This is a genomic window from Neobacillus canaveralius (assembly GCF_047237705.1).
GTDB lineage: Bacteria > Bacillota > Bacilli > Bacillales > Cytobacillaceae > Neobacillus > Neobacillus niacini_K.
The window spans coordinates 1,320,138-1,340,839 of record NZ_JBDFLL010000001.1; the positions used below are offsets into that span (position 1 = coordinate 1,320,138).

Here is a 20,702-nt window from a genome sequence, read left to right on the forward strand (position 1 = left end):
AAATTCATTTCTTGCACATTCTTCCATTATAAACACATTTTACGAAATTTAGCACGGCTGTTAGTGGCATCGAAGCAAAAAGAGATGTAAACTACTAATAGTGTGCAGAAATGTGTTTACCAAAAGTTTGCTCATACGCGCACAAACTTTTTCTTCACTGGGAAGGGATTCTAATTTTATGTCATCTAAGCTTATAAGAGGAACGTTTATATTAACATTAGGTACTATTATATCTAAGGTTCTTGGCTTACTTTATGTTATCCCCTTTTATCAAATTGTAGGTTCAGAAGGAACAGCTTTGTACCAATATTCTTACATACCCTACACCATCTTTATTAGTATTGCCACAGCTGGGGTACCGCTTGCTGTTTCAAAATTTATTTCAAAGTATAATGCACTCGAAGAATATTCGATTGGTCGTAAATTGTTTAAATCTGGACTAGTCATAATGCTATTGACCGGTATAGCTGCATTTTTAATTTTATATTTGTCAGCACCTCTTATTGCCGAAATGATAATTACCAAAAAAGAGGATGTCGGTTCAAGATCAAAGGATATCATAACGGTTATCCGCGCTGTAAGCTTTGCTCTGATTGTTATCCCGTTTATGAGTTTAATTAGAGGATTCTTTCAAGGACATCAATCGATGGGACCATCTGCAGTTTCCCAAGTGGTGGAACAGATTGTCCGGATTGCCTTTACACTTGCCGGTGCCTATATAGTACTAAACTTTTTAAATGGAAGTATTGTAACAGCAGTTAGTGTGGCGACCTTTGCAGCGTTTGTTGGGGCAATTGGGAGTCTTGTTGTTTTATTTTGGTATTGGTATAAACGAAAACCATATTTAGACCAGCTTCTTGAACAAGATAGAGGAAATGAACAGGTATCGTTAAAGGAAATTTATAAAGAAATCATTATATATGCAGCTCCCTTTGTATTTGTTGGAATTGCTAACCCATTATTTCAAGCAATCGATCAAGTTACATTTACAAGAGCAATGGAAGGAATTGGTCACAGTTATAAGGCGGCCGAAGCAGCATTTTCCATCCTGAATTTTGAGTCACATAAAATCGTAATCATCCCTGTTTCTCTTGCGACAGGGTTCTCATTGGCTCTTGTACCTAGTATAACGAAGGCGTTTGTAGAAAATGATCGGAAAGGGTTAAAACAGCAGTTAAATCAAACCTTTCAAGTTTTATTGTTCTTAACACTTCCAGCTGCAATCGGGCTTTCTCTTTTAGCTGAGCCTATCTACACAGTATTTTATGAGCACAAGGAGCTCGGATTCGAAGTACTAAGAGCTTATGCCCCAGTTGGAATTCTATTTTCTTTATTTTTAGTAACGAGTTCCATTCTACAGGGAATCAATGAACAACGATGGACAGTTTTAAGTTTGTTAGTAGGATTACTTATTAAATTGTCGCTAAATATTTCGCTAATTACTATGTTTGAAACAACAGGCGCGGTATACGCAACGGCCCTGGGATATATCGGAGCGATATTGATTCAATTACTTGTTATAAAAAATTATGCAAAGTATCCATTCTTGTTTGTTTGGAGAAGGAGTTTGTTAATTGTTATTTTTGCTGGAATTATGTGGGCTGGGACTGAAATCGTTTATCAGCTGCTATTGTTAGTTCTAACTCCAGAATCAAAGTTTCAATCACTTGTAATAATCATTGCTTCTGCAGGTGTAGGAGCTGTTATTTATTTTTACCTGGGATTAAAGTCCGGACTTGTAAACAGACTATTTGGTGACAGAGTTGACCAAATAAAGAGGAAATTAAGATTGTCCATTTAACTCCTAAAAAATGAAGGAGGATTACGCTTTGAGAATCGATAAAATGCTTGCCAATTTAGGTTTTGGCAGTCGAAAAGAAGTAAAGCAGCTTTTAAAAAGCGGAGCTGTTAAGGTTGACGATGTGGTTGTGAAAGATCCAAAACAGCATGTAGATACAAATAAACAAAGTGTTACCTTAAATGGTGAAGTAATTGAATATAAAGAATTTATCTATTTAATGATGAACAAGCCCCAAGGAGTACTGTCAGCAACAGAGGACAGTTCTCAGGAAACAGTTATCGATTTATTGGAACTAGAGGACCAAGTGTATGAGCCGTTTCCAGTTGGACGATTGGATAAGGATACAGAAGGCTTATTACTGATAACAAATGATGGCCAATTAGCACACAGGCTGTTATCTCCCAAAAAACATGTTCCGAAAACCTATTTTGCGGTGATTGACCAGGAAGTAACACTTGAAGACATAAAGGCATTTGCAGAGGGAGTTACCCTTGATGATGGGTACGAAACAAAACCAGGTGAGCTCAAAATTTTAAAGTCTGGTATTCGATCGGATATCGAACTGACGATTACCGAGGGAAAATTTCATCAAGTAAAAAGAATGTTCGAAGCTGTTGGAAAAAAAGTAGTATATTTGAAGCGAATTTCTATGGGACCATTACCACTAGATGAAACACTTGAATTAGGAGAGTACAGAGAACTAACGGATGACGAGGTAGGTTTACTGAGGGATTACCAGGTGAAATAAAGTGAACACAAGGAAAGAGGACAAGGCACATGCCTTGTCCTTTTTAAGCTTGAAGAAAGGATGTTAACATCCAATTATGTTTGCTTAGTTTTTCAATTAATTCTGTAAACATGTCACTTGTTACTTCATCATTCTCGTGTCCGGCAACCTCTTTACCTACCTTTAATTCAGAGATAAGCTGGGAGAAATCACTAACAACATTTTGGACCATTTCTTCTGCCGTCAGGTTCTCAGAAGTTTCTTCAATTGAGGCATATTGGATGTATTCTTTTAATGTTGAAATCGGCTTTCCACCTGCAATTAACAACCGTTCAGCTAATTCATCGATGGTTCCTGCTGCCTCTTCATATAATTCTTCGAATTTAGCATGTAAAGTGAAAAAGTGTGGTCCTTTTACATACCAGTGGAAACGATGTAGCTTTGTGTATAATACATTCCAGTTTGCGAGTTGTTGATTCATCACTTGTTCTAGTGTCAATGTTTGTTTCATTTTACATTCCTCCTTATTTCTTATCTGAAAAAATTATAACACATATCAATTAAAAGTAAATATTAAATTATAATTATTATAAATAAGAAACTTGAACAATCCCTTCTTAAAAATTAAGTAACAATTTATGAAAATGGGTAATCTAAAAATATTTACTACACTGTCCCGCGTTTGACAATCAAAAAAGGGGGAAGCTGCATGAAACTTACACCCAAAGAGACCATTGAATTACATGGCTTTAATAACTTGACCAAATCATTAAGCTTTAATATGTACGATATTTGTTATACAAGATCGAGAGAAGAGCGTGAGGCATATTTAAAGTATATTGATGAACAATATAGTGCAGAAAGATTACAGAAAATCCTAAAGCACGTATCTGATATTATTGGAGCACATGTATTAAATGTAGCGAGCCAGGATTTTGAACCAGCTGGTGCGAGTGTAACGCTTCTTGTATCAGAAGGACCGGTCGAGAATGCTCCGTCAGAGCATTTTGAGGAGTCACCTGGACCGCTGCCAGAATCGGTGGTAATGCAGTTAGATAAGAGCCATATCACGGTTCATACATACCCTGAATATCATCCAGATGAAGGAATCAGTACCTTCAGGGCAGATATCGACGTATCAACCTGCGGGGAAATATCACCCCTCAAAGCGCTGCATTATCTCATTCGTTCATTCGAGACAGACGTCATGACAATAGATTATCGTGTCCGTGGTTTTACTAGAGATAAGGAGGGATATAAATTATTTATTGATCATGAAATCAGCTCGATTCAGAATTACATTCCTGAAGATGTTGGCGACCTTTTCGACATGATTGATGTAAATGTGTATCAAGAAAATATTTTCCATACAAAGTGTAAACTTCGGGAATTTGATTTAAATAATTATTTGTTTGGCTATAAAAAAGAAACATTACAACCAGAAGAGTTAATCGAAATTACCGAGAGAATAAAGGTTGAGATGGATGAAATTTTTTATGGCAAGAACATTGTGCAATAAATGACCATTTTACTAATTGCTTATATATGTCGTATGGTAGCCAAAAAGAAAGTGCGCAGCTTTACTAAAAAGTAAGGCTGCTTTTTTGCGAGGATGGTTTATGAATATAAAAAAAGTGATATCCAAATGAATGGGTATCACTTCTTTTTTACTATAAAGGATAGAACTACCAGCATTCCCACTATTATGAGGGAGACGGAAGAGCCGATTAAATTGCTTGGACTAAAAACAAACCCAATAAATATTAAACTTAATGCCACGATAGCAATAATCGTCGTTAATGGAAACCATTTAACCTGAAAAGATGGCTTAACCTTATACTGCGGTCTTAGCTTTAAATGGGCGGAACAAATTCCAATCCATACCATCATAATAGTAAAGCCAGGGATGGTCATAAGGTAACTAATGATATTACTAGGACTGATATAAGCTAGGAATACACCAACTAGTAGAAAAAGAGTGGTAATCATGAGCCCAATAACAGGAATTCCATTTCTAGAGGTTTTCATTAATCCGTTAGGTGCCACTCCACTTTTAGCCATTGAAAAGAGCGTTCTTGATGTTGCATATATTCCTGAATTTGCTGCTGAAAGAACGGCAGTTAATAGAATGAAATTCATTACATGTGCTGCACCAGGCAGTCCTGTAATAGTAAAAACTTGAACGAAAGGACTGTCTTGACTTGAAACCTGATTCCAAGGCATAATCCCACAAATAATTAAGATTGGGAAAATGTAAAAAATAATAACACGCCATACTGCACCCTTAATGATACTTGGCATAACACGCTGCGCATCCTTCGTTTCAGTTACAGCAACCCCAATTAACTCAGCACCGCCATACGAAAACATAACCACCAAAAAAGCACTTAGCATACCACTGACACCATGTGGGAAGAATCCGCCATGTGCAGTATAGTTTGCAAGAGGATCACCAATATCACTTGGAAAAACTCCGAAAATGATGAGCGCGCCTAAAAAAATAAAAGCCACTAATGCGATTATTTTTATTCCTGCAAACCAAAACTCTAGCTCTCCATAATATTTTACAGGGAATAAATTGATTGCAATAATTACGGCTGCACATAACAAACTAAGAAGCCATAACGGCGTAGAAGGATACCAAAATTGCAGAAAACTTCCTGCAGCTAATAATTCAACGGTGATCACAATGGTCCAGTTAATCCAATATAACCAGCCTGTAATAAACGACAGCTTAAAACCAAATGCTCGATAAAGAAGCAGCTGTACATTGTGATTGGGGAAAGCAATTGCCATCTCACCTAAAGCAGCCATGACGATAAATAATAATAGCCCGCCAATAAGATATGTAAAGATAACACTAGGTCCCGCTATATTTAACGTATCGGAACTACCTTTAAAAATTCCTGTACCAATCATGCCAGCTAAGGCAATAAACTGAACATGCCTTGGCAGTAATCCTTTTTTCAGTTCATGCTTATTATTTTCCATGTTGTCCTACCTTTATTTATATAGTTATCACTATCTTACTTAAACGCTTTTAAGCATTAAAGCATTATACTAATATATCATAGTATAATAGATATTCAACCTTATTTTATGAATAAAAGCAAGCAAGCACGCGAGACAATCGCGTGCTTGCTTGCTTTTATTGTTGATTCATATATTACGAAGACATTTTTACTTTTTTTTGTGTTGTCGTCCATTTACCGCGGCTTGGGCTTATTACCAAGTCATTATAGGCTAAAACATTTAAATCTCGTTGTATGGTGCGAGGAGTGATACCAAATTCCTCTACAAGTTCTTGCGTCGTGACTGTGCCTTTATTACGTATAAACATGTAGATGCATTTGATGCGGTTTAACATCCGGTTAGTCGAAGGTTTCAAAAAACCACTCCCTATCCTTTTTTCAAACCTATGGCTTAATCCCTCTACCGACAGCCTCTTTGATTAGTATGTAATTTTCTTCCCGCAGACAACTCCTTTTATTAATAGATAGTTGCAGTGGATACCCCGATGACTTACATTTATTGTACCCACAATTTCTGAAAATTTCCACCATTAGCGAAATATTTACATAAAAAACATAACTTCGTAATAATAATTGTTCGGTTTTTCTCCTCCCTTACTTGATTCTTACTATAGTCTATGGGTGTAAATGTTAAGATTATGACAAATTAATTGAATTTTTAGTAAATTAATTGACTTTCATATTGAGAAATTATTTCGTTTTTTTGGTGAATATTGATAAAATATCTGCATGGATATAAATAACAAATGATAACATGAAATTAAAAAGGGGAATAAATGCATGGAATTCGCTTTATTAAATGCCTCCATTATTGAGCGTTCAAAAGCCAAGGTGGATGTAGAGGATCGTGGTTATCAGTTTGGTGATGGTGTGTACGAAGTAATTCGTATCTATAATGGAAAAATGTTTACGGCAGCCCAACATCTAAATAGATTCTTTAAAAGTGCTGAAAGTATAGGGATTTCTATACCATTTACGAAGCTGCAGTTAACAGAAATGTTAGAGGAACTCCTTATTAAAAACAATCTTGAAACAGGAAATATCTATATGCAGATAACGAGGGGAACTGCACCTCGAAATCATCTATTTCCAACTGGGAATGTAGTGCCAACACTTGTAGCATATACAATAAAGGGAGTTAGACCGCTGGACAGTCTGAAATCAGGAGTAAAAGCAATCTTAACAGAAGATATTCGCTGGCTTCGCTGTGATATAAAAAGTTTGAATTTACTTGGTAATCTATTAGCTAAACAAAAAGCCAGCGAGCTAGGCTGTTTTGAAGCTATTCAGCACCGCGGGCAGGATGTAACAGAAGGCAGTTCCTCTAATATATTTATCGTCAAAAATGGGGCAGTCATAACCCATGAGTCGAACCACTTAATATTAAAAGGAATCACACGAGATGTTATTTTAAATCTCTGTGCTGAAAATAATATACCTGTCCAGGAACGGACATTTTCACTAGCTGAACTCGAGGACGCAGAAGAGGTATTTTTATCAAGTACAACAGCCGAAGTAATGCCAGTAATTGAAATTGACGGTAAGAAAATTAAAACCGGAATTCCTGGACCTCTCACAGGGAAATTGCAGGATTTATTCAAATTAGAAATCGAAAAACAATGTGGAGTACTTGTTGATAACGTCTAATAGCATAAGAGCGTGCAGCAGATAAAAAATCTGGTGCACGTTTCTTTTTGTAATGGCTGTGTTAACGGAGACTGTTGATTTTAGAACCTGTTGATTGGAGCGGAGGGCGCTTGACTCCTGCGGGATGAACGAGCTGAGTGAGACCCCGCAGGTGCGAAGCTGTAAGGAGGCTCACGGGCGAGCCCGCGGAAAGCATAGCGCTCGGAGCGCAAATCAACAGCCAAATTTAACACAGCCTTTGTAATAATCATTAAAATACATACAGGTTGGAAAAAATAGTCTAAAATAAGAAAAGGAATGATAATTATGAACAAGCAAACACATTTTTTCTTTGCGATAAAAATGCCATTAGAAACAAAGCTGATCATGCAAAAGAATACTGAAAAGTTAAAAGAAATTCTCCCGTTCAGCCGCTGGGTTCACCATGAAGATTTGCATATTACATTAGCTTTTCTAGGAAATGCCCCTACCGAAAAACTTACTAGCGCAATGGAGAATGTTCAAGCAACATTAAGCGGGTCAGAAGGATTTATGTTGGAAATAAACAAGCTTGGAATCTTTGGAAAACTAGATTCTCCGCGTATTTTTTGGGCAGATACAAAGGAAAGTAATGAATTACAGGTGGTTAGGAAAAAAGTATTTACGGCATGCTTAGATGCTGGTTTTCAACTTGAAACAAGACCCTTTAAACCCCACATCACCCTTGCACGTAAATGGATAGGGGACAAACCTTTTCAGCAAAATCTCCTTAATGTATGGGCTGAGCTTCAGCCAGAACCGCTTTTATTTAACGTGAATGAGGTAGTTTTATACCAAACACATCTTGATAAGACACCGAAATACGAGGAAAAAACCATATACAAATTGGAATAAGGGATAAATTTAACGTAAAAGGTTGGTTGTATGAAACAAATCTATTTTATTATCAATCCAAAGGCGAGAAATGGCTACTGTTTAAATGTTTGGAAAAAAGTTGAAACAAAACTAATCGAAGATAAAATCCCTTACTTGGCTTTCTTTACAGAATACCATGGTCATGCAATCAAACTAGCTTCACAAATTGCTGCAAGCAATCATGAGCAAAAAGTCATTATTGCCGTTGGCGGGGACGGAACAATAAGCGAAGTCGTGAATGGAATTGTAGAATATAACAATATTACTCTTGGTTTCGTGCCCGGAGGCTCTGGAAATGACTTTTCTAGGGGCTTTCAAATCCCCGCAGATCCAGAAGAAGCATTATCGGTTATTCTTCGGCTGATAAAAAAGGAAGCAGCTATCATTGATATTGGTAAGGTCACGATGAAGGATGAATCGGAAGCCTATTTTATTAATAATATGGGTGCGGGGTTCGATGCATTAATTTCCTATGAGGTAAACCATTCTAAAGTCAAAGCTTGGCTAAATAAACTATCTTTAGGCCGGTTGGTATACGTGTATTTTTTACTAAAAAAACTATTTTCTTATAAATGCACAACAATTGATTTATCAATTGACGGAAGTAGGCATATACTTGAACAAACATGGTTTGTAACTGTTTCCAATCAACCCTTTTACGGGGGAGGAATGATGATTGCACCTGATGCAGTCCCAGATGATGGTCTCTTAGATATTACTGTAGTCCATAGTTTATCAAAGTTGAAGCTATTATTGGTTTTTATTAGCGTATTTTGGGGTAAGCACGTTCAATTTAAAGAGGTAAAAACCTTTAGGGGACGAATGGTTTCCATTCAATCCTCATCTTCCTTATATGTCCATGCTGATGGCGAGGATATAGGATACACTCCCTTAAATATCCATGTTCAAACAAAAACACTAAAAGTATTAACGAGGGTGGGAAGTATGCGAGAAACTGTTCTGAAAGAGAGGGACTCGAATGAACTCCAATGAACGTATTTTCCAAGCTTATTTAGATGAGATGGATATCATTACGATTCTTCTTCCACTTTCCTATCATCAAGGTTTGTCTTCCACTTTCTCGATCACTGATGAATCACAGCATGTTAGACCTTTGCAAATTATCAAGAAGCAGCAAATTGAAAATCATAATAAATATATTTGTCGGCTGGCTGAGGAAATTTCTTTTGGTCATCTCCACTGGATTATGGATGAGCATGGTGGAAGAACAGATCTTCAAATAGGTGCAGTGATTCGAACACCTGCTTTTGATGAACGCTTTTTCTATGATGGAAACGACCTTGGTGTAAAAATCAGTGCTACTCAAACGCACTTTAAACTTTGGGCACCCACAGCGACACAAGTAAAATTAAAATTACGAAATCCAAACAGTTCTTTTTCCGAAATTGTCAAGATGAAACGTGAAGATAAAGGTGTTTGGTCAATTTCCGTGAACGTTGATTTAGAACTTTATAAATATACCTTCCTAATCCTTGTAAACCAGGAGTGGAGAGAATCAGTAGATCCTTATGCTGTTAGTGTCACAGCGAATGGGGAACTTGGGGTTATTGTAAAGCTAGAGAAAACGCGGAGGGAAAAGCACATATTACCTCCCTTTGAAAGTCCAGTGGATGCGATTATTTATGAAACGCATATCAGGGATTTCACCATCCATCCAAATAGCGGTGTGAAACATAAAGGACTTTATTTAGGAGCAAGTGAGCTAGATACAAAAGGAAAAGACAGTGAGCCGACTGGGCTCTCCTATATAAAAGATTTAGGAATTACTCATATTGAATTTCTGCCATTCAATGATTTCGCAGGAGTAGATGAAGCAGAACCACATAAAGATTATAACTGGGGATATAACCCGATACACTTTAATGTTCCGGAAGGGTCATATTCCACAAATCCATCCGGTCCTTATGCAAGAATCATTGAATTGAAGCAATTAATTGATGCGATTCATGTGCAAGGAATAAGAGTCATTATGGATGTAGTTTATAATCATGTCTACATTCGGGAAACTTCTTCTTTTGAGAAAGTAGTTCCGGGTTATTACTTTCGCCATAATGAGCTTGGTTTTCCTTCGAATGGAACAGGAGTTGGAAATGATATTGCCTCTGAGAGGAAAATGGTAAGAAAATTTATCGTTGATTCCATCCGTTTTTGGATGGAGGAATACCATATTGATGGTTTTCGTTTTGACTTAATGGGAATTTTGGATGTTGAAACCATGAAAGAAGTTAGGAAGACTTGTGATAGTATTCAAGAGGGAACCCTGATTATTGGCGAAGGCTGGAACCTCAATACCCCGCTTCCCATTGATAAAAAAGCAATCATTCGCAATCAATCCAAGCTTCCTGACATCGGTCAATTTAATGATAAATTTCGTGATACGGTAAAGGGAAATACTTTTTATTTATATGATAAAGGATACGTACTGGGTAATGAGCATTATTATGGAGGCGCAATCGATGTCATTACTGGCAGCATTGGTATAAATCAAGAAACTGGCGGTCTCTTAACTGAACCTTTTCAATCAGTGAATTACGTCGAATGCCATGATAATCATACCATGTGGGATAAACTTGTTTCTTGTCTTCCAGATTCAGATCATGCTCTTCATATGAAATATCACCGGCTGGCAACAGGTCTTGTACTAATATCTCAGGGAATTCCTTTTCTGCACAGTGGTCAGGAATTCTTCCGAACAAAACGAGGCGATGGGAATAGTTATAAATCACCAGATCATATTAACCAGCTCGATTGGGATCGAAAGCACCTTTATAAGGAAAATGTTAAGTATATTAAAGGATTGATTCAAATCCGAAAAGAGTTACCTTGTTTCCGAATGAAAAGCGCTGATGAAATACGAGCTAATACTCATATTTTACCACTGCCGGCGCCCCTGATTGGAATTTCCCTGCAGAATCATAGTAACGATGTCAGTCAGGTGCTTTTACTTATCAACCCTCTAAGGACGACGCAATTAATCCAAATTCCAGATGGCAGCTGGACAGTAATCGCTAATGATAAAATAGCGGGAATTTATTCCAATAAGAAGGTTCAAGAAAAAGAAATAGTACTAGAACCAGTATGCTTAACCATTTTAGCAAAAAAATAGTTTGTTCAGATTTACTTGACGACTAAAGCTAATTGGAGATAAAATTTAGTAAGATGGCTATTGTGTGTTATTGTCCAATAGCTTTTTTTATTTTCTAAAATTTTTTTCATAATTAAACTACTAAATGGTGTTACTGACTGACCCATTTGAGAACGGCATAAATTGAAGGTGAACAATTTTGGAACATATATTAGGACAAGAATGGGAGATTGTCCCTGCGGGGGGCGCAACGGGAGAAGCCTTTTATGCTAGCTACGAAGACCAAAGGCTTTTTCTAAAACGCAATTCCTCTCCTTTTCTAGCAGTTTTATCTGCAGAAGGAATCGTCCCAAAGCTTGTTTGGACAAAGCGATTGGAAAACGGAGATGTGATTACAGCACAGCAATGGCTGCCTGGACGGGAGTTAAAGCACCATGACATGAATCATGAACGTGTTGCTAGGATGTTAAGTAAGATTCACCGCTCTGAACCAATGGTGGGGATGTTAAGCAGGCTTGAAAAGCAGCCGTTACAGCCAGATGCAATTTTTCAATCTGTTGTCGTTGATTTGGATGAAGAAGTGTTATCTTTACCTGTTGTGAAAAAAACGTTGAATTTCCTCTTAAACGAAGTAGCAAATGTCATCAGTAATGAGAAAGTCGTTTGTCATGGTGACGTTAACCATAACAACTGGCTGCTAACGGAGGACAACCAGTTGTATTTAATTGACTGGGATGGTGCGATGATTGCAGACCCAGCGATTGATCTTGGTATGCTGCTTTATTGGTACATTCCGGAAGATAATTGGAACAGCTGGTTAAACATGTATGGAAAACCGTTAACAGATAACTTAAAACTTAGAATGAAATGGTATGTGGCACTTCAGACACTTTCTTCAATTCAATTTTACAAAAACAAAGACGGTATTCAGGAAATGGATAAATGGATTGCTTTTTTAGATGAGCTTTTGTAATCAGGAATAACTGTCTATATTAGACACCCATTGAGATAAGTTACCTTGATTAGAAAGAATATGCTCATCTAGGTCAGCAGTTTGGGCGCCATACTGACTGTAATTATATACCTCCTGCAAAATGCTTTTAACATTTTGATCAATCTGTGAGTTCACCATTAGAGATTTCACTAATCGTTCCAATTGTTCACATTCTGAAACAGACCCACAGCAATCGGTTTGATGATTATTTAATATATCTTTTAGTAATGAAACTTGGTCCTGATGACTTAATGGCATGTTGGTACACCCTTTCAAGTGAAAATAAAAAAGAATTCACAGTTAGGTTGTGGATTCTTTTTTTTGTTTATACATTAATGGGAACCCCCATTATTACCAATAATAAAAATAATATCTTTTATAGGAGTGGCATAATGAGACTTAGGCATAAACCTTGGGCAAAAGAAATGATTGAGAACCATCCACAATATATTGTCGGGAATCCCGAAAATTATAAAGGAAAATGGCAAGAGGTTTTTAATAACGAACAGCTTCTTCATATTGAAGTAGGGACTGGTAAAGGTCGCTTTGTGACAGAAATGGCAAAGGCACATCCTGATATTAATTATATAGGAATAGAACTTTACGATTCCGTTATTGTTGCTGCTTTGGATCGATTAATTGAAGCAGATTTACCAAATTTAAGATTGCTCAATGTCAATGCCAGCGAATTAGATAAATATTTTGCAAAAAATGATGTAGACAGAGTGTATCTAAATTTTTCAGACCCATGGCCAAAGACCCGCCATGAAAAAAGAAGGTTAACCTATAAGGACTTCTTGAAGCTTTACGAGAATATATTGGCTGATCAAGGTGAAATCCATTTTAAAACAGATAATCAAGGCTTGTTTGAATACTCATTGAAGAGTTTTTCTGAATATGGATTATTATTAACCTTTTTAAGCCTAGACCTTCATAAAAGTGAATATGAAGGAAATATCATGACAGAATATGAACAAAAGTTCTCTGAGGCGGGAAATCGAATTTACCGTTGTGAAGTAAAATATCAAAACTAATCCATCGGACAGTCTATTCAAAAGACTGTCCTTTTTGTATATGGTAAAATATGAATATAAGCAAAGGGGGCAGGATATGGAGACTTTAAAAATTGGCAAAGTAAAGCTAACGTGGTTATCAGGTGGTGTTACAAACCTAGATGGCGGAGCGATGTTTGGTGTTGTTCCTAAGGCACTATGGTCGAAAAGGTATCCACCTAATGACAAAAACCTGATTGAACTTCCTACAGATCCAATCTTAATTCAAATGGAGTGCAAGAATATTTTAGTAGAAGCTGGACTTGGAAAGGGAAAATTATCGGAAAAACAACTTCGGAATTTTGGTGTAACAGCAGAATCCGACGTAGAGGGATCCTTACAGCAGTTAGGGTTAACTCCAGAGGATATTGATTATGTATTAATGACTCATATGCACAATGATCACGTGGGCGGATTGACAAAGTTGGAAGATGGAATATATAAATCAACTTTTCCTAGAGCCAAGGTTATTACCTCAACTATAGAGTGGGATGAAATGCGGAATCCAAATATCCGCTCAAAGAGCACATACTGGAAAGAAAATTGGGAGCCAATCCAATCGCAAGTAATCCCTTTTGATGAAAAGTGGAGTTTAGGGGCTATCAGCATGTTCCATACTGGCGGTCACAGCAATGGACATTCTATCCTTCTTATTGAGGATGAAGGCGAGATGGCTATCCATATGGCAGACTTAATGCCTACGCATGCTCATAAAAATCCCTTATGGGTCATGGCTTATGACGATTATCCAATGGACTCAATTGCTGCAAAAGAGAAATGGGGTTCCTTTTGTCATGATAAAGATATCTGGTATACTTTTTACCATGATGCCTTTTACCGTGCTGTAAAATGGGGAACGGATGGTCAAATTCTAAACAGTATAAAGAGAGTTAAATAAGGTGACGATATAAAAAGCCGTACCTCTATGGATACGGCTTCTGTCTTTTATAGGGCAGGCTCTGTGGTGGACTTTACGTCTAAAAGGGTTCCGGTCGATGCGTCAGCAATGAATTCGAATTGTTCATTTACTCCATTTTGACTTTTAGAAATTCCGCCCTTATAAACTTGATAGTTGATTTGGTGCTTTTCAAAAGGCTCTGTAACCATATGTATCCAAGAGCCGCTGATCGGTCCGTTTTGGTTAAATTGTTTTTTTACGTTTTCCAAAACTTTTTCAGGTGAAACATATGTTTTTTGTGAAATGATTTCCTTAACTGCATAACCGCTAATTACTCCCACTGCTGCGCCAAGGATAAATGATTTCCAGTTCATAAGGCACCTCCAAAATTCAAATTTCTGTTGTTTCCAGTATATCTCATTTTTTAGCAAGAACATAATAAATCCTTGTTAAGGGAACATAAATTTCAGTAATATAAAAATATACATATTAATTAAAAACAATTAAGGGGGAAAATACTTTGAATGAGCAGACATTAAATTTATTTAAAACTTTAACAGAGCTCCCAGGAGCACCTGGAAATGAGCATTTAGTTAGAAATTTCATGAAAGAGCAATTATCTCAGTATTCAGATGAAATAATCCAGGACAAATTAGGGAGTATTTTCGGAGTCAAAAAAGGTAACCAAAATGGACCAAGAATTATGGTTGCTGGTCATATGGACGAAGTTGGCTTTATGGTAACGGCGATTACCGATAATGGGATGCTAAGGTTTCAACCTCTTGGAGGCTGGTGGAGTCAGGTCTTATTAGCGCAGCGTGTGCAGGTAATGACGAACAATGGACCAGTTATTGGTGTGGTAGGCTCGATTCCTCCTCATCTTTTGGATGAAGCAAAGAAGAATAAACCTATGGAAATGAAAAATATGCTAATTGATATTGGTGCCGATGACCGTGAGGATGCGGAAGCGATCGGAATTAGGCCAGGCCAGACAATCCTGCCTATTTGTCCATTTACACCAATGGCGAATGAAAAGAAAATATTGGCAAAGGCTTGGGATAATCGTTATGGGTGTGGTCTTGCAATTGAATTGCTCCAGGAAGTAAAAGATGAAACATTACCAAATGTTCTTTATTCTGGTGCTACTGTCCAAGAGGAAGTAGGTCTGCGCGGAGCACAAACAGCTGCTAATATGATTAATCCGGATATCTTTTTTGCCTTAGATGCGAGCCCGGCTAATGATATGTCAGGAAGTAAATCTGAATTTGGTCAATTAGGAAAGGGAGCGCTACTCCGAATTCTTGATAGATCCATGGTGACGCATCGCGGAATGAGAGAGTTTATTCTTGATACCGCAGAAACGAATAAAATTCCCTATCAGTATTTTGTTTCACAGGGTGGTACTGACGCTGGGCGTGTTCATCAATCCAAGGAAGGTGTACCAAGCGGGGTGATCGGTATTTGTTCCCGCTATATTCATACACATGCCTCCATCATCCATATTGATGACTACGCAGCGGCTAAAGAACTAATCGTAAAACTAGTTAAGGCTTGTGACCAAACAACAGTAGACACAATCAAAGCTAACAGCTAATGAGAAGGCATTATATGCCTTCTTTTTCTGGTGGAGAAGGAGAGGAAATAAATGAAGATAATAATTGGATCAAATAATCCCGCCAAAGTGGCCGCAGTAAAAAATGCCTTTCATTATCAACAAACGGAGTTCCTTTCATTAGATATCCCCTCAGGTGTCAGCGAACAACCATTCTCAGACGAAGAGACCATTAAGGGAGCCATCAACCGTGCTGTTGGTGCTTTGGAACACGGAAACGGAGATATTGGAATAGGGCTAGAAGGCGGTGTCCAAGAGACTTCTCATGGTTTACTACTGTGTAATTGGGGAGCCTTAGCCTCGAAAAATTCGGAACCAATTATTGCTGGAGGCGCTAGGTTTTTACTTCCTACTGAGATTGCAGACCGATTAAGAGCTGGAGAAGAACTTGGACCAATCATGGACAACTTTGCTAAAAAAGAAAATGTTCGAAAAAATGAAGGAGCAGTTGGTATTTTTACCAATGGATTAATCAACCGTTCAGAGATGTTTTCACATATAATGAACCTCCTAGTCGGTCAATATCACTATAAAAAAGATGCTAGGAAGTAAAATTAGCGGCTGTTAAGAAATTCTTTCTTTTTCGACAACAAATATCGACAAAAGACTTGTCTTATGAATATTATGGGAGGTATGATATAGATAGGACAATAGTCGTATTAGGAGGCGAAGAAAGATGAAATTCTTTAATGCCATTTTGATCGTAATCTTATCTATGCTTATACTTAGTGCCTGTGGCAAATCAAATTTTAAAGCCGAAAGTAAAGAAACCATCGGTGCAGTGAAAGAAGCGCTTAATGAAAAGGCAAAAAAACCAAACAAAAAAAGTGGAGATATTAACTTTTATTTGCCATTTGGATATGAAATTGAAGATGAATCAGCTAATAATATAATTTTAAAAAATGGGTCTAAACAATATATTCTTTTTAATAATCCGCAAGAAAATAAAGTGAGCAATGTAGTTTATAAATCAACGGTTGCACAAAATAAGAACTTAGATATTAATGAACAATTTAAGAAAAGTGACCAGTTTGGCTACCTAATTATTAGGAAACTAGACGACGATATGAATGAAATGACGATTGGAATTGGTGGAACTAAGATTACAACATTGATAAAAACCAGCAGTATGAAAAATGAAGCTGCGGTGATGACACAAATGGTAAAATCAGTTGTAAATGTTGAAAAATAAAAAAGGAGCGATACTTTTGAAAAATTTAGTTTCTATGGAGCAATTTGAACAACTCCGTGATGGAGGAAAAACAATATTTATGTTCTCAGCGAACTGGTGTCCAGATTGTCGCGTTATCGAACCTATACTTCCAGAAATAGAAGAAAAGTTTAGTGAATTTACTTTCTTTCATATTGATAGGGATCAATTTATTGAGTTATGCCAACAGTTAGACGTATACGGCATACCAAGTTTTATTGCATTTGAAAAAGGGAAAGAACTTGGTCGCTTTGTAAGTAAGGACAGGAAAACACAAGAGGAAATAGAAGCTTTTATTAACGGTCTAAAATAATACAGTCATAATCCTCCATCTTTTTTGAGATGGAGGATTTTTTAATGTACAATTGGTGGGTAGGTTGGAGGGATAAAAGATGAAGATGGATAGCATTAAAATGAAAAGAGAATTGGAGTCACGCTTAAGCGCGGACGATCGGTTAATTACGTATGATCGAGAGAAGGATCAATTACGTATCGAAAATAAAACCCTTGGAAAAGGAATCACTATCACTCTAGGCGGTATTGTTGCAAAGTGGCATTCTGAGAAGGAAAAGGCCATTGATGAAGTGGTTTATTATGTGGAAGAGGGACTAAGGGCGATGTCGGACACAGTCCAGTTAACAGACCATGAGAAAAAGATTTTTCCGGTGATTCGCTCGACGTCATTTCCTATCGAATCAGAAGAAGGTGTTGCTTTTTTAACGGAGGAGCACACAGCCGAAACAAGAATCTATTATGCCTATGACATGGGGACAACTTACCGATTAATTGATTCGCGAATCATGGGAAAAGAGGGATGGCAGGCAAGCCGCATAAAAGAAATCGCCTTATTTAATGTCAGGTCCCTAAAGACATCATTGAAGGAAGATCAAGTTGCAGGTAATAGCTTTTATTTTCTTAATTCAAACGATGGTTATGACGCAAGCAGGATATTGAATAAAGGCTTCTTAAATGATATGCAGAAAAAAATCACAGGGACAATGGTCCTTGCTGTACCACATCAGGATGTCTTAATCATTGCCGATGTTCAAAATAATACAGGGTATGATGTTTTAGCACAAATGGCCATGAGCTTCTTTGCTAATGGGCGTGTACCGATAACGGCGTTGTCATTTTTGTACGAGGATGGAGAATTAGAACCAATTTTTATCTTAGGAAAGACACGAAATGAAGACCGAAAAGGATCACGGTAAGTGGTCTTTTTTGCTTATTCTTAGATTTTTTGTCGAAAAATTAATAATACCTGTTAAAATAGAGTGATAGAAATAGTGGAAAGAGTGATAGTTTTGAGCTGGATCCAAAACTTTTTTCAAAAGTTTATAAAGGACAATCAGGATGAATATGCTGAATATGACATACATACCAAGCAACTGGAAAGGTCACTGCCTCATAAAATGATTGAAGGCAGGTATCATCTTGATACAAAAATTTCCTATCAGTATCCTAAAGGTAAGAGACATATGTATGTGCAGCCAGAGGATCACACTGTAAAATCAGAAAAAACGAATCGTCAAAAGAGAGTAGAGCTGCATTCTGAAGTGCATAGTCCAGAAATAAGAAGAAGTTCTGACATTAGAAGCACAGATACAAAGTCCAGGGAGGTAATTAACAACAGTACACCTCCAATTAAGAAAAAACCGTTCCAGTTGACAGAAGTTCCTTCACCTGTTTACGGCTTTACGAGGCCTGCTAAACCTTCAGAAAACATTGTCGAGCATGAGTTAAGCCATTTTCTAGATGATGGTTCTGATAAACTACTGGTTTCAATTATGGACACAGAGAAAGAGCCCATGCACGAAGTGGAAATAGCTGCCTCTGAGACAGCTGTTGCGATATCTGAAATTGAGGTAATGGAAGAGCTTCCTATAGATCAGCCAAAGGTTGAAGAGCAAGCAGCTACGAACAGCTTGGATCTAGCGCAGGATTCTAGGGAGGTACACACCCGAAAAAGGTCCCCTCTTCCATTCAATGTGATGATGTTAAAACAGGATAAGTTAAAATGGGAAGAAAGAAAAAACAGAAGAACTTTGCCTGAGCAAAAAGAGATGGGTAAGGAAGAAACAACTAAAGTAAAGATGGGGCAAGACAATCTGGAATCAAAAGAGGAAACTCAAGTAGAACCCTCAGGTGTTGAAGTTTTCGCTAATAAACCGGTATCGATTCAACCTGAGATCAAAGTTGAAACCGTACCTGCAAGCAATATTGTAAAAGAGGAATCCATAGTGGAATCAGATTCAAGTTCATATGAGTTTCCTCAGATGAACTTGTTAAACCCGCCTGTTATTGTAGAAGACGACACGGAATGGTTACTGTACCAAGAAGAACTATTAAATCAAACCTTGCAGAATTTCAATGTTGGTGCGAGTGTTGTAAATGTAACACAAGGACCAGCTGTTACTCGTTTTGAAGTCCAACCCGAGCCAGGGGTAAAGGTAAACAAAATTACAAATTTAAGTGATGATATTAAACTTAGTCTTGCGGCAAGAGATATCCGAATTGAAGCACCGATTCCTGGTAAACATACGATAGGTATTGAAGTACCAAACCAAAAATCACGTCCTGTGTTCATCAATGAAATTATTCAGAGTCCAGTATTTCGTGAATCAGCTTCGCCATTAACAGCGGTACTAGGTCTCGATATTTCCGGAAAACCAATTGTTACAGATTTAAAGAAAATGCCTCACGGGTTAATAGCTGGTGCGACAGGTTCTGGTAAGAGTGTGTGTATTAATACGATCCTAGTAAGTTTATTATTTAAAGCAAGTCCGGAAGATTTAAAGCTCTTGTTAATTGACCCGAAAATGGTAGAGCTTGCTCCCTATAATCGAATACCACATTTAGTTAGCCCAGTCATTACGGATGTAAAGGCGGCCACAGCTTCCTTGAAATGGGCAGTAGAGGAAATGGAGAGGCGCTATGAGTTATTTGCGCATTCAGGAGTTCGCGACATAAACCGGTTTAATGAGCTTGCCATCAAGCATAAACAATACTCGGATAAACTGCCGTTTATTGTGATTATTATTGATGAGTTAGCAGATTTAATGATGATGTCGCCTGCAGATGTAGAAGAGGCGATTTGCAGGATTGCTCAAAAAGCAAGAGCATGTGGAATTCACTTAATTGTTGCTACGCAAAGACCGTCTGTTGATGTTATTACTGGATTAATAAAAGCAAACATTCCAACACGAATCGCCTTTTCCGTATCTTCACAGGTGGATTCTCGTACCATTATTGATATAAGTGGAGCTGAAAAATTACTCGGTCGCGGGGATATGCTATTCTTAGAGAATGGTTCGTCAAAGCCTGTGCGTCTGCAAGGAACCTTTGTTTCAGATGAAGAGATTGATCTTGTGGTCGGGCACGTGAGAGAACAGCGTGAGCCTGATTACTTGTTTGAACAAGAAGAACTGTTAAAAAAGGCACAGGTAACTGAAGAAGAAGATGAACTCTTTTATGAAGCATGTGAATTTATTATCGAACAAGGGTTGGCTTCAACCTCAAGTTTACAAAGAAGATTTAAAATCGGCTATAACCGTGCAGCAAGATTAATGGATATGCTGGAATCTAATGGTTTTATTACCAGTGCTAACGGAAGTAAGCCGAGAGAAGTCTTAATTACATTAGCAGACTTGGAGTCCATGCAAGATGCTGGTACAATTAATTAATTTAAAAAAATCAACAAATAATATAACGAGTTGTGGTATCAAATAG

General features: G+C 37.4%; 21 protein-coding genes. 16 read left to right on the forward strand and 5 right to left on the reverse strand.

Translation table 11 applies throughout. The features are described 5' to 3' along the window. Window positions 1–178 precede the first annotated feature (178 nt). The gene (locus ABC255_RS06465) at window positions 179–1,801 is read left to right on the forward strand and encodes a putative polysaccharide biosynthesis protein (RefSeq protein WP_412992155.1); all 1,623 of its coding nucleotides are present in this window, start codon (window positions 179–181) and stop codon (window positions 1,799–1,801) included. A 28-nt stretch (window positions 1,802–1,829) separates the two neighbouring features. After that, window positions 1,830–2,549: a 16S rRNA pseudouridine(516) synthase gene (locus tag ABC255_RS06470; RefSeq protein WP_412992156.1), complete on the forward strand. Its 720-nt coding sequence runs from the start codon at window positions 1,830–1,832 to the stop codon at window positions 2,547–2,549. A gap of 43 nt (window positions 2,550–2,592) precedes the next feature. Here ABC255_RS06470 and ABC255_RS06475 read toward each other — a convergent pair whose 3' ends face one another. After that, a complete protein-coding gene (locus ABC255_RS06475) occupies window positions 2,593–3,039 on the reverse strand; it encodes a Dps family protein (RefSeq protein ID WP_412992158.1) in 447 nt (148 codons plus the stop codon). A gap of 198 nt (window positions 3,040–3,237) precedes the next feature. On the opposite strand from ABC255_RS06475, the gene speD reads away from it, so the two are divergent. Continuing rightward, window positions 3,238–4,047, forward strand: coding sequence for an adenosylmethionine decarboxylase (gene speD / locus ABC255_RS06480; protein WP_412992160.1), 810 nt, complete (start codon window positions 3,238–3,240; stop codon window positions 4,045–4,047). A 137-nt stretch (window positions 4,048–4,184) separates the two neighbouring features. On the opposite strand, the gene ABC255_RS06485 is transcribed toward speD, so the two are convergent. Continuing rightward, window positions 4,185–5,519 carry an amino acid permease gene (locus tag ABC255_RS06485; RefSeq protein WP_412992162.1) on the reverse strand — a complete coding sequence of 445 codons (1,335 nt, stop codon included), beginning with the start codon at window positions 5,517–5,519 and terminating at the stop codon, window positions 4,185–4,187. Window positions 5,520–5,694: 175 nt separating this feature from the next. Then, window positions 5,695–5,916 carry a DeoR family transcriptional regulator gene (locus ABC255_RS06490; protein WP_063252171.1) on the reverse strand — a complete coding sequence of 74 codons (222 nt, stop codon included), beginning with the start codon at window positions 5,914–5,916 and terminating at the stop codon, window positions 5,695–5,697. A 424-nt stretch (window positions 5,917–6,340) separates the two neighbouring features. Here ABC255_RS06490 and dat point away from each other — a divergent pair, with 424 nt between their 5' ends. The 5 genes from dat (at window position 6,341) to ABC255_RS06515 (ending at window position 12,180) form a co-directional block, all read left to right on the forward strand. Further along, on the forward strand, window positions 6,341–7,207 hold the full coding sequence (dat, locus tag ABC255_RS06495) for a D-amino-acid transaminase (RefSeq protein WP_412992164.1): 867 nt from the start codon (window positions 6,341–6,343) through the stop codon (window positions 7,205–7,207). Window positions 7,208–7,513: 306 nt separating this feature from the next. After that, window positions 7,514–8,080, forward strand: coding sequence for an RNA 2',3'-cyclic phosphodiesterase (gene thpR / locus ABC255_RS06500; RefSeq protein WP_412992166.1), 567 nt, complete (start codon window positions 7,514–7,516; stop codon window positions 8,078–8,080). A 30-nt stretch (window positions 8,081–8,110) separates the two neighbouring features. After that, on the forward strand, window positions 8,111–9,094 hold the full coding sequence (locus ABC255_RS06505) for a diacylglycerol/lipid kinase family protein (RefSeq protein ID WP_412992167.1): 984 nt from the start codon (window positions 8,111–8,113) through the stop codon (window positions 9,092–9,094). Further along, complete coding sequence (pulA, locus tag ABC255_RS06510; protein ID WP_412992169.1) at window positions 9,081–11,228, forward strand: type I pullulanase; 2,148 nt, start codon at window positions 9,081–9,083, stop codon at window positions 11,226–11,228. The genes ABC255_RS06505 and pulA overlap by 14 nt, the downstream gene beginning before the upstream one ends. Before the next feature lie 178 nt (window positions 11,229–11,406). Then, entirely contained in the window at window positions 11,407–12,180 is a 774-nt protein-coding gene (locus tag ABC255_RS06515) for a phosphotransferase (RefSeq protein WP_412992171.1), read from the forward strand. On the opposite strand, the gene ABC255_RS06520 is transcribed toward ABC255_RS06515, so the two are convergent. After that, window positions 12,181–12,459: a YtzH-like family protein gene (locus ABC255_RS06520; protein WP_335531543.1), complete on the reverse strand. Its 279-nt coding sequence runs from the start codon at window positions 12,457–12,459 to the stop codon at window positions 12,181–12,183. Between the two features lie 134 nt (window positions 12,460–12,593). On the opposite strand from ABC255_RS06520, the gene trmB reads away from it, so the two are divergent. After that, window positions 12,594–13,235 carry a tRNA (guanosine(46)-N7)-methyltransferase TrmB gene (gene trmB, locus ABC255_RS06525; protein WP_412992173.1) on the forward strand — a complete coding sequence of 214 codons (642 nt, stop codon included), beginning with the start codon at window positions 12,594–12,596 and terminating at the stop codon, window positions 13,233–13,235. A gap of 76 nt (window positions 13,236–13,311) precedes the next feature. Beyond that, on the forward strand, window positions 13,312–14,151 hold the full coding sequence (locus ABC255_RS06530) for a YtnP family quorum-quenching lactonase (RefSeq protein ID WP_412992175.1): 840 nt from the start codon (window positions 13,312–13,314) through the stop codon (window positions 14,149–14,151). Between the two features lie 47 nt (window positions 14,152–14,198). Here the strand turns inward: ABC255_RS06530 and ABC255_RS06535 are convergent, their stop codons facing one another. Continuing rightward, window positions 14,199–14,525, reverse strand: coding sequence for a PepSY domain-containing protein (locus ABC255_RS06535; protein WP_335531549.1), 327 nt, complete (start codon window positions 14,523–14,525; stop codon window positions 14,199–14,201). Window positions 14,526–14,671: 146 nt separating this feature from the next. Here ABC255_RS06535 and ABC255_RS06540 point away from each other — a divergent pair, with 146 nt between their 5' ends. The 6 genes from ABC255_RS06540 (at window position 14,672) to ABC255_RS06565 (ending at window position 20,656) form a co-directional block, all read left to right on the forward strand. After that, window positions 14,672–15,745: a M42 family metallopeptidase gene (locus ABC255_RS06540; RefSeq protein ID WP_412992177.1), complete on the forward strand. Its 1,074-nt coding sequence runs from the start codon at window positions 14,672–14,674 to the stop codon at window positions 15,743–15,745. Between the two features lie 51 nt (window positions 15,746–15,796). Continuing rightward, window positions 15,797–16,315: a DUF84 family protein gene (locus ABC255_RS06545; protein WP_412992179.1), complete on the forward strand. Its 519-nt coding sequence runs from the start codon at window positions 15,797–15,799 to the stop codon at window positions 16,313–16,315. Between the two features lie 124 nt (window positions 16,316–16,439). Continuing rightward, window positions 16,440–16,955, forward strand: coding sequence for a hypothetical protein (locus ABC255_RS06550; protein ID WP_412992181.1), 516 nt, complete (start codon window positions 16,440–16,442; stop codon window positions 16,953–16,955). A 16-nt stretch (window positions 16,956–16,971) separates the two neighbouring features. Next, the gene (locus ABC255_RS06555) at window positions 16,972–17,286 is read left to right on the forward strand and encodes a thioredoxin family protein (RefSeq protein ID WP_412998498.1); all 315 of its coding nucleotides are present in this window, start codon (window positions 16,972–16,974) and stop codon (window positions 17,284–17,286) included. A gap of 79 nt (window positions 17,287–17,365) precedes the next feature. Next, entirely contained in the window at window positions 17,366–18,184 is an 819-nt protein-coding gene (locus ABC255_RS06560; protein ID WP_412992183.1) for a DUF1444 domain-containing protein, read from the forward strand. Between the two features lie 201 nt (window positions 18,185–18,385). Continuing rightward, on the forward strand, window positions 18,386–20,656 hold the full coding sequence (locus tag ABC255_RS06565; RefSeq protein WP_412998499.1) for a DNA translocase FtsK: 2,271 nt from the start codon (window positions 18,386–18,388) through the stop codon (window positions 20,654–20,656). Window positions 20,657–20,702: the final 46 nt, after the last annotated feature.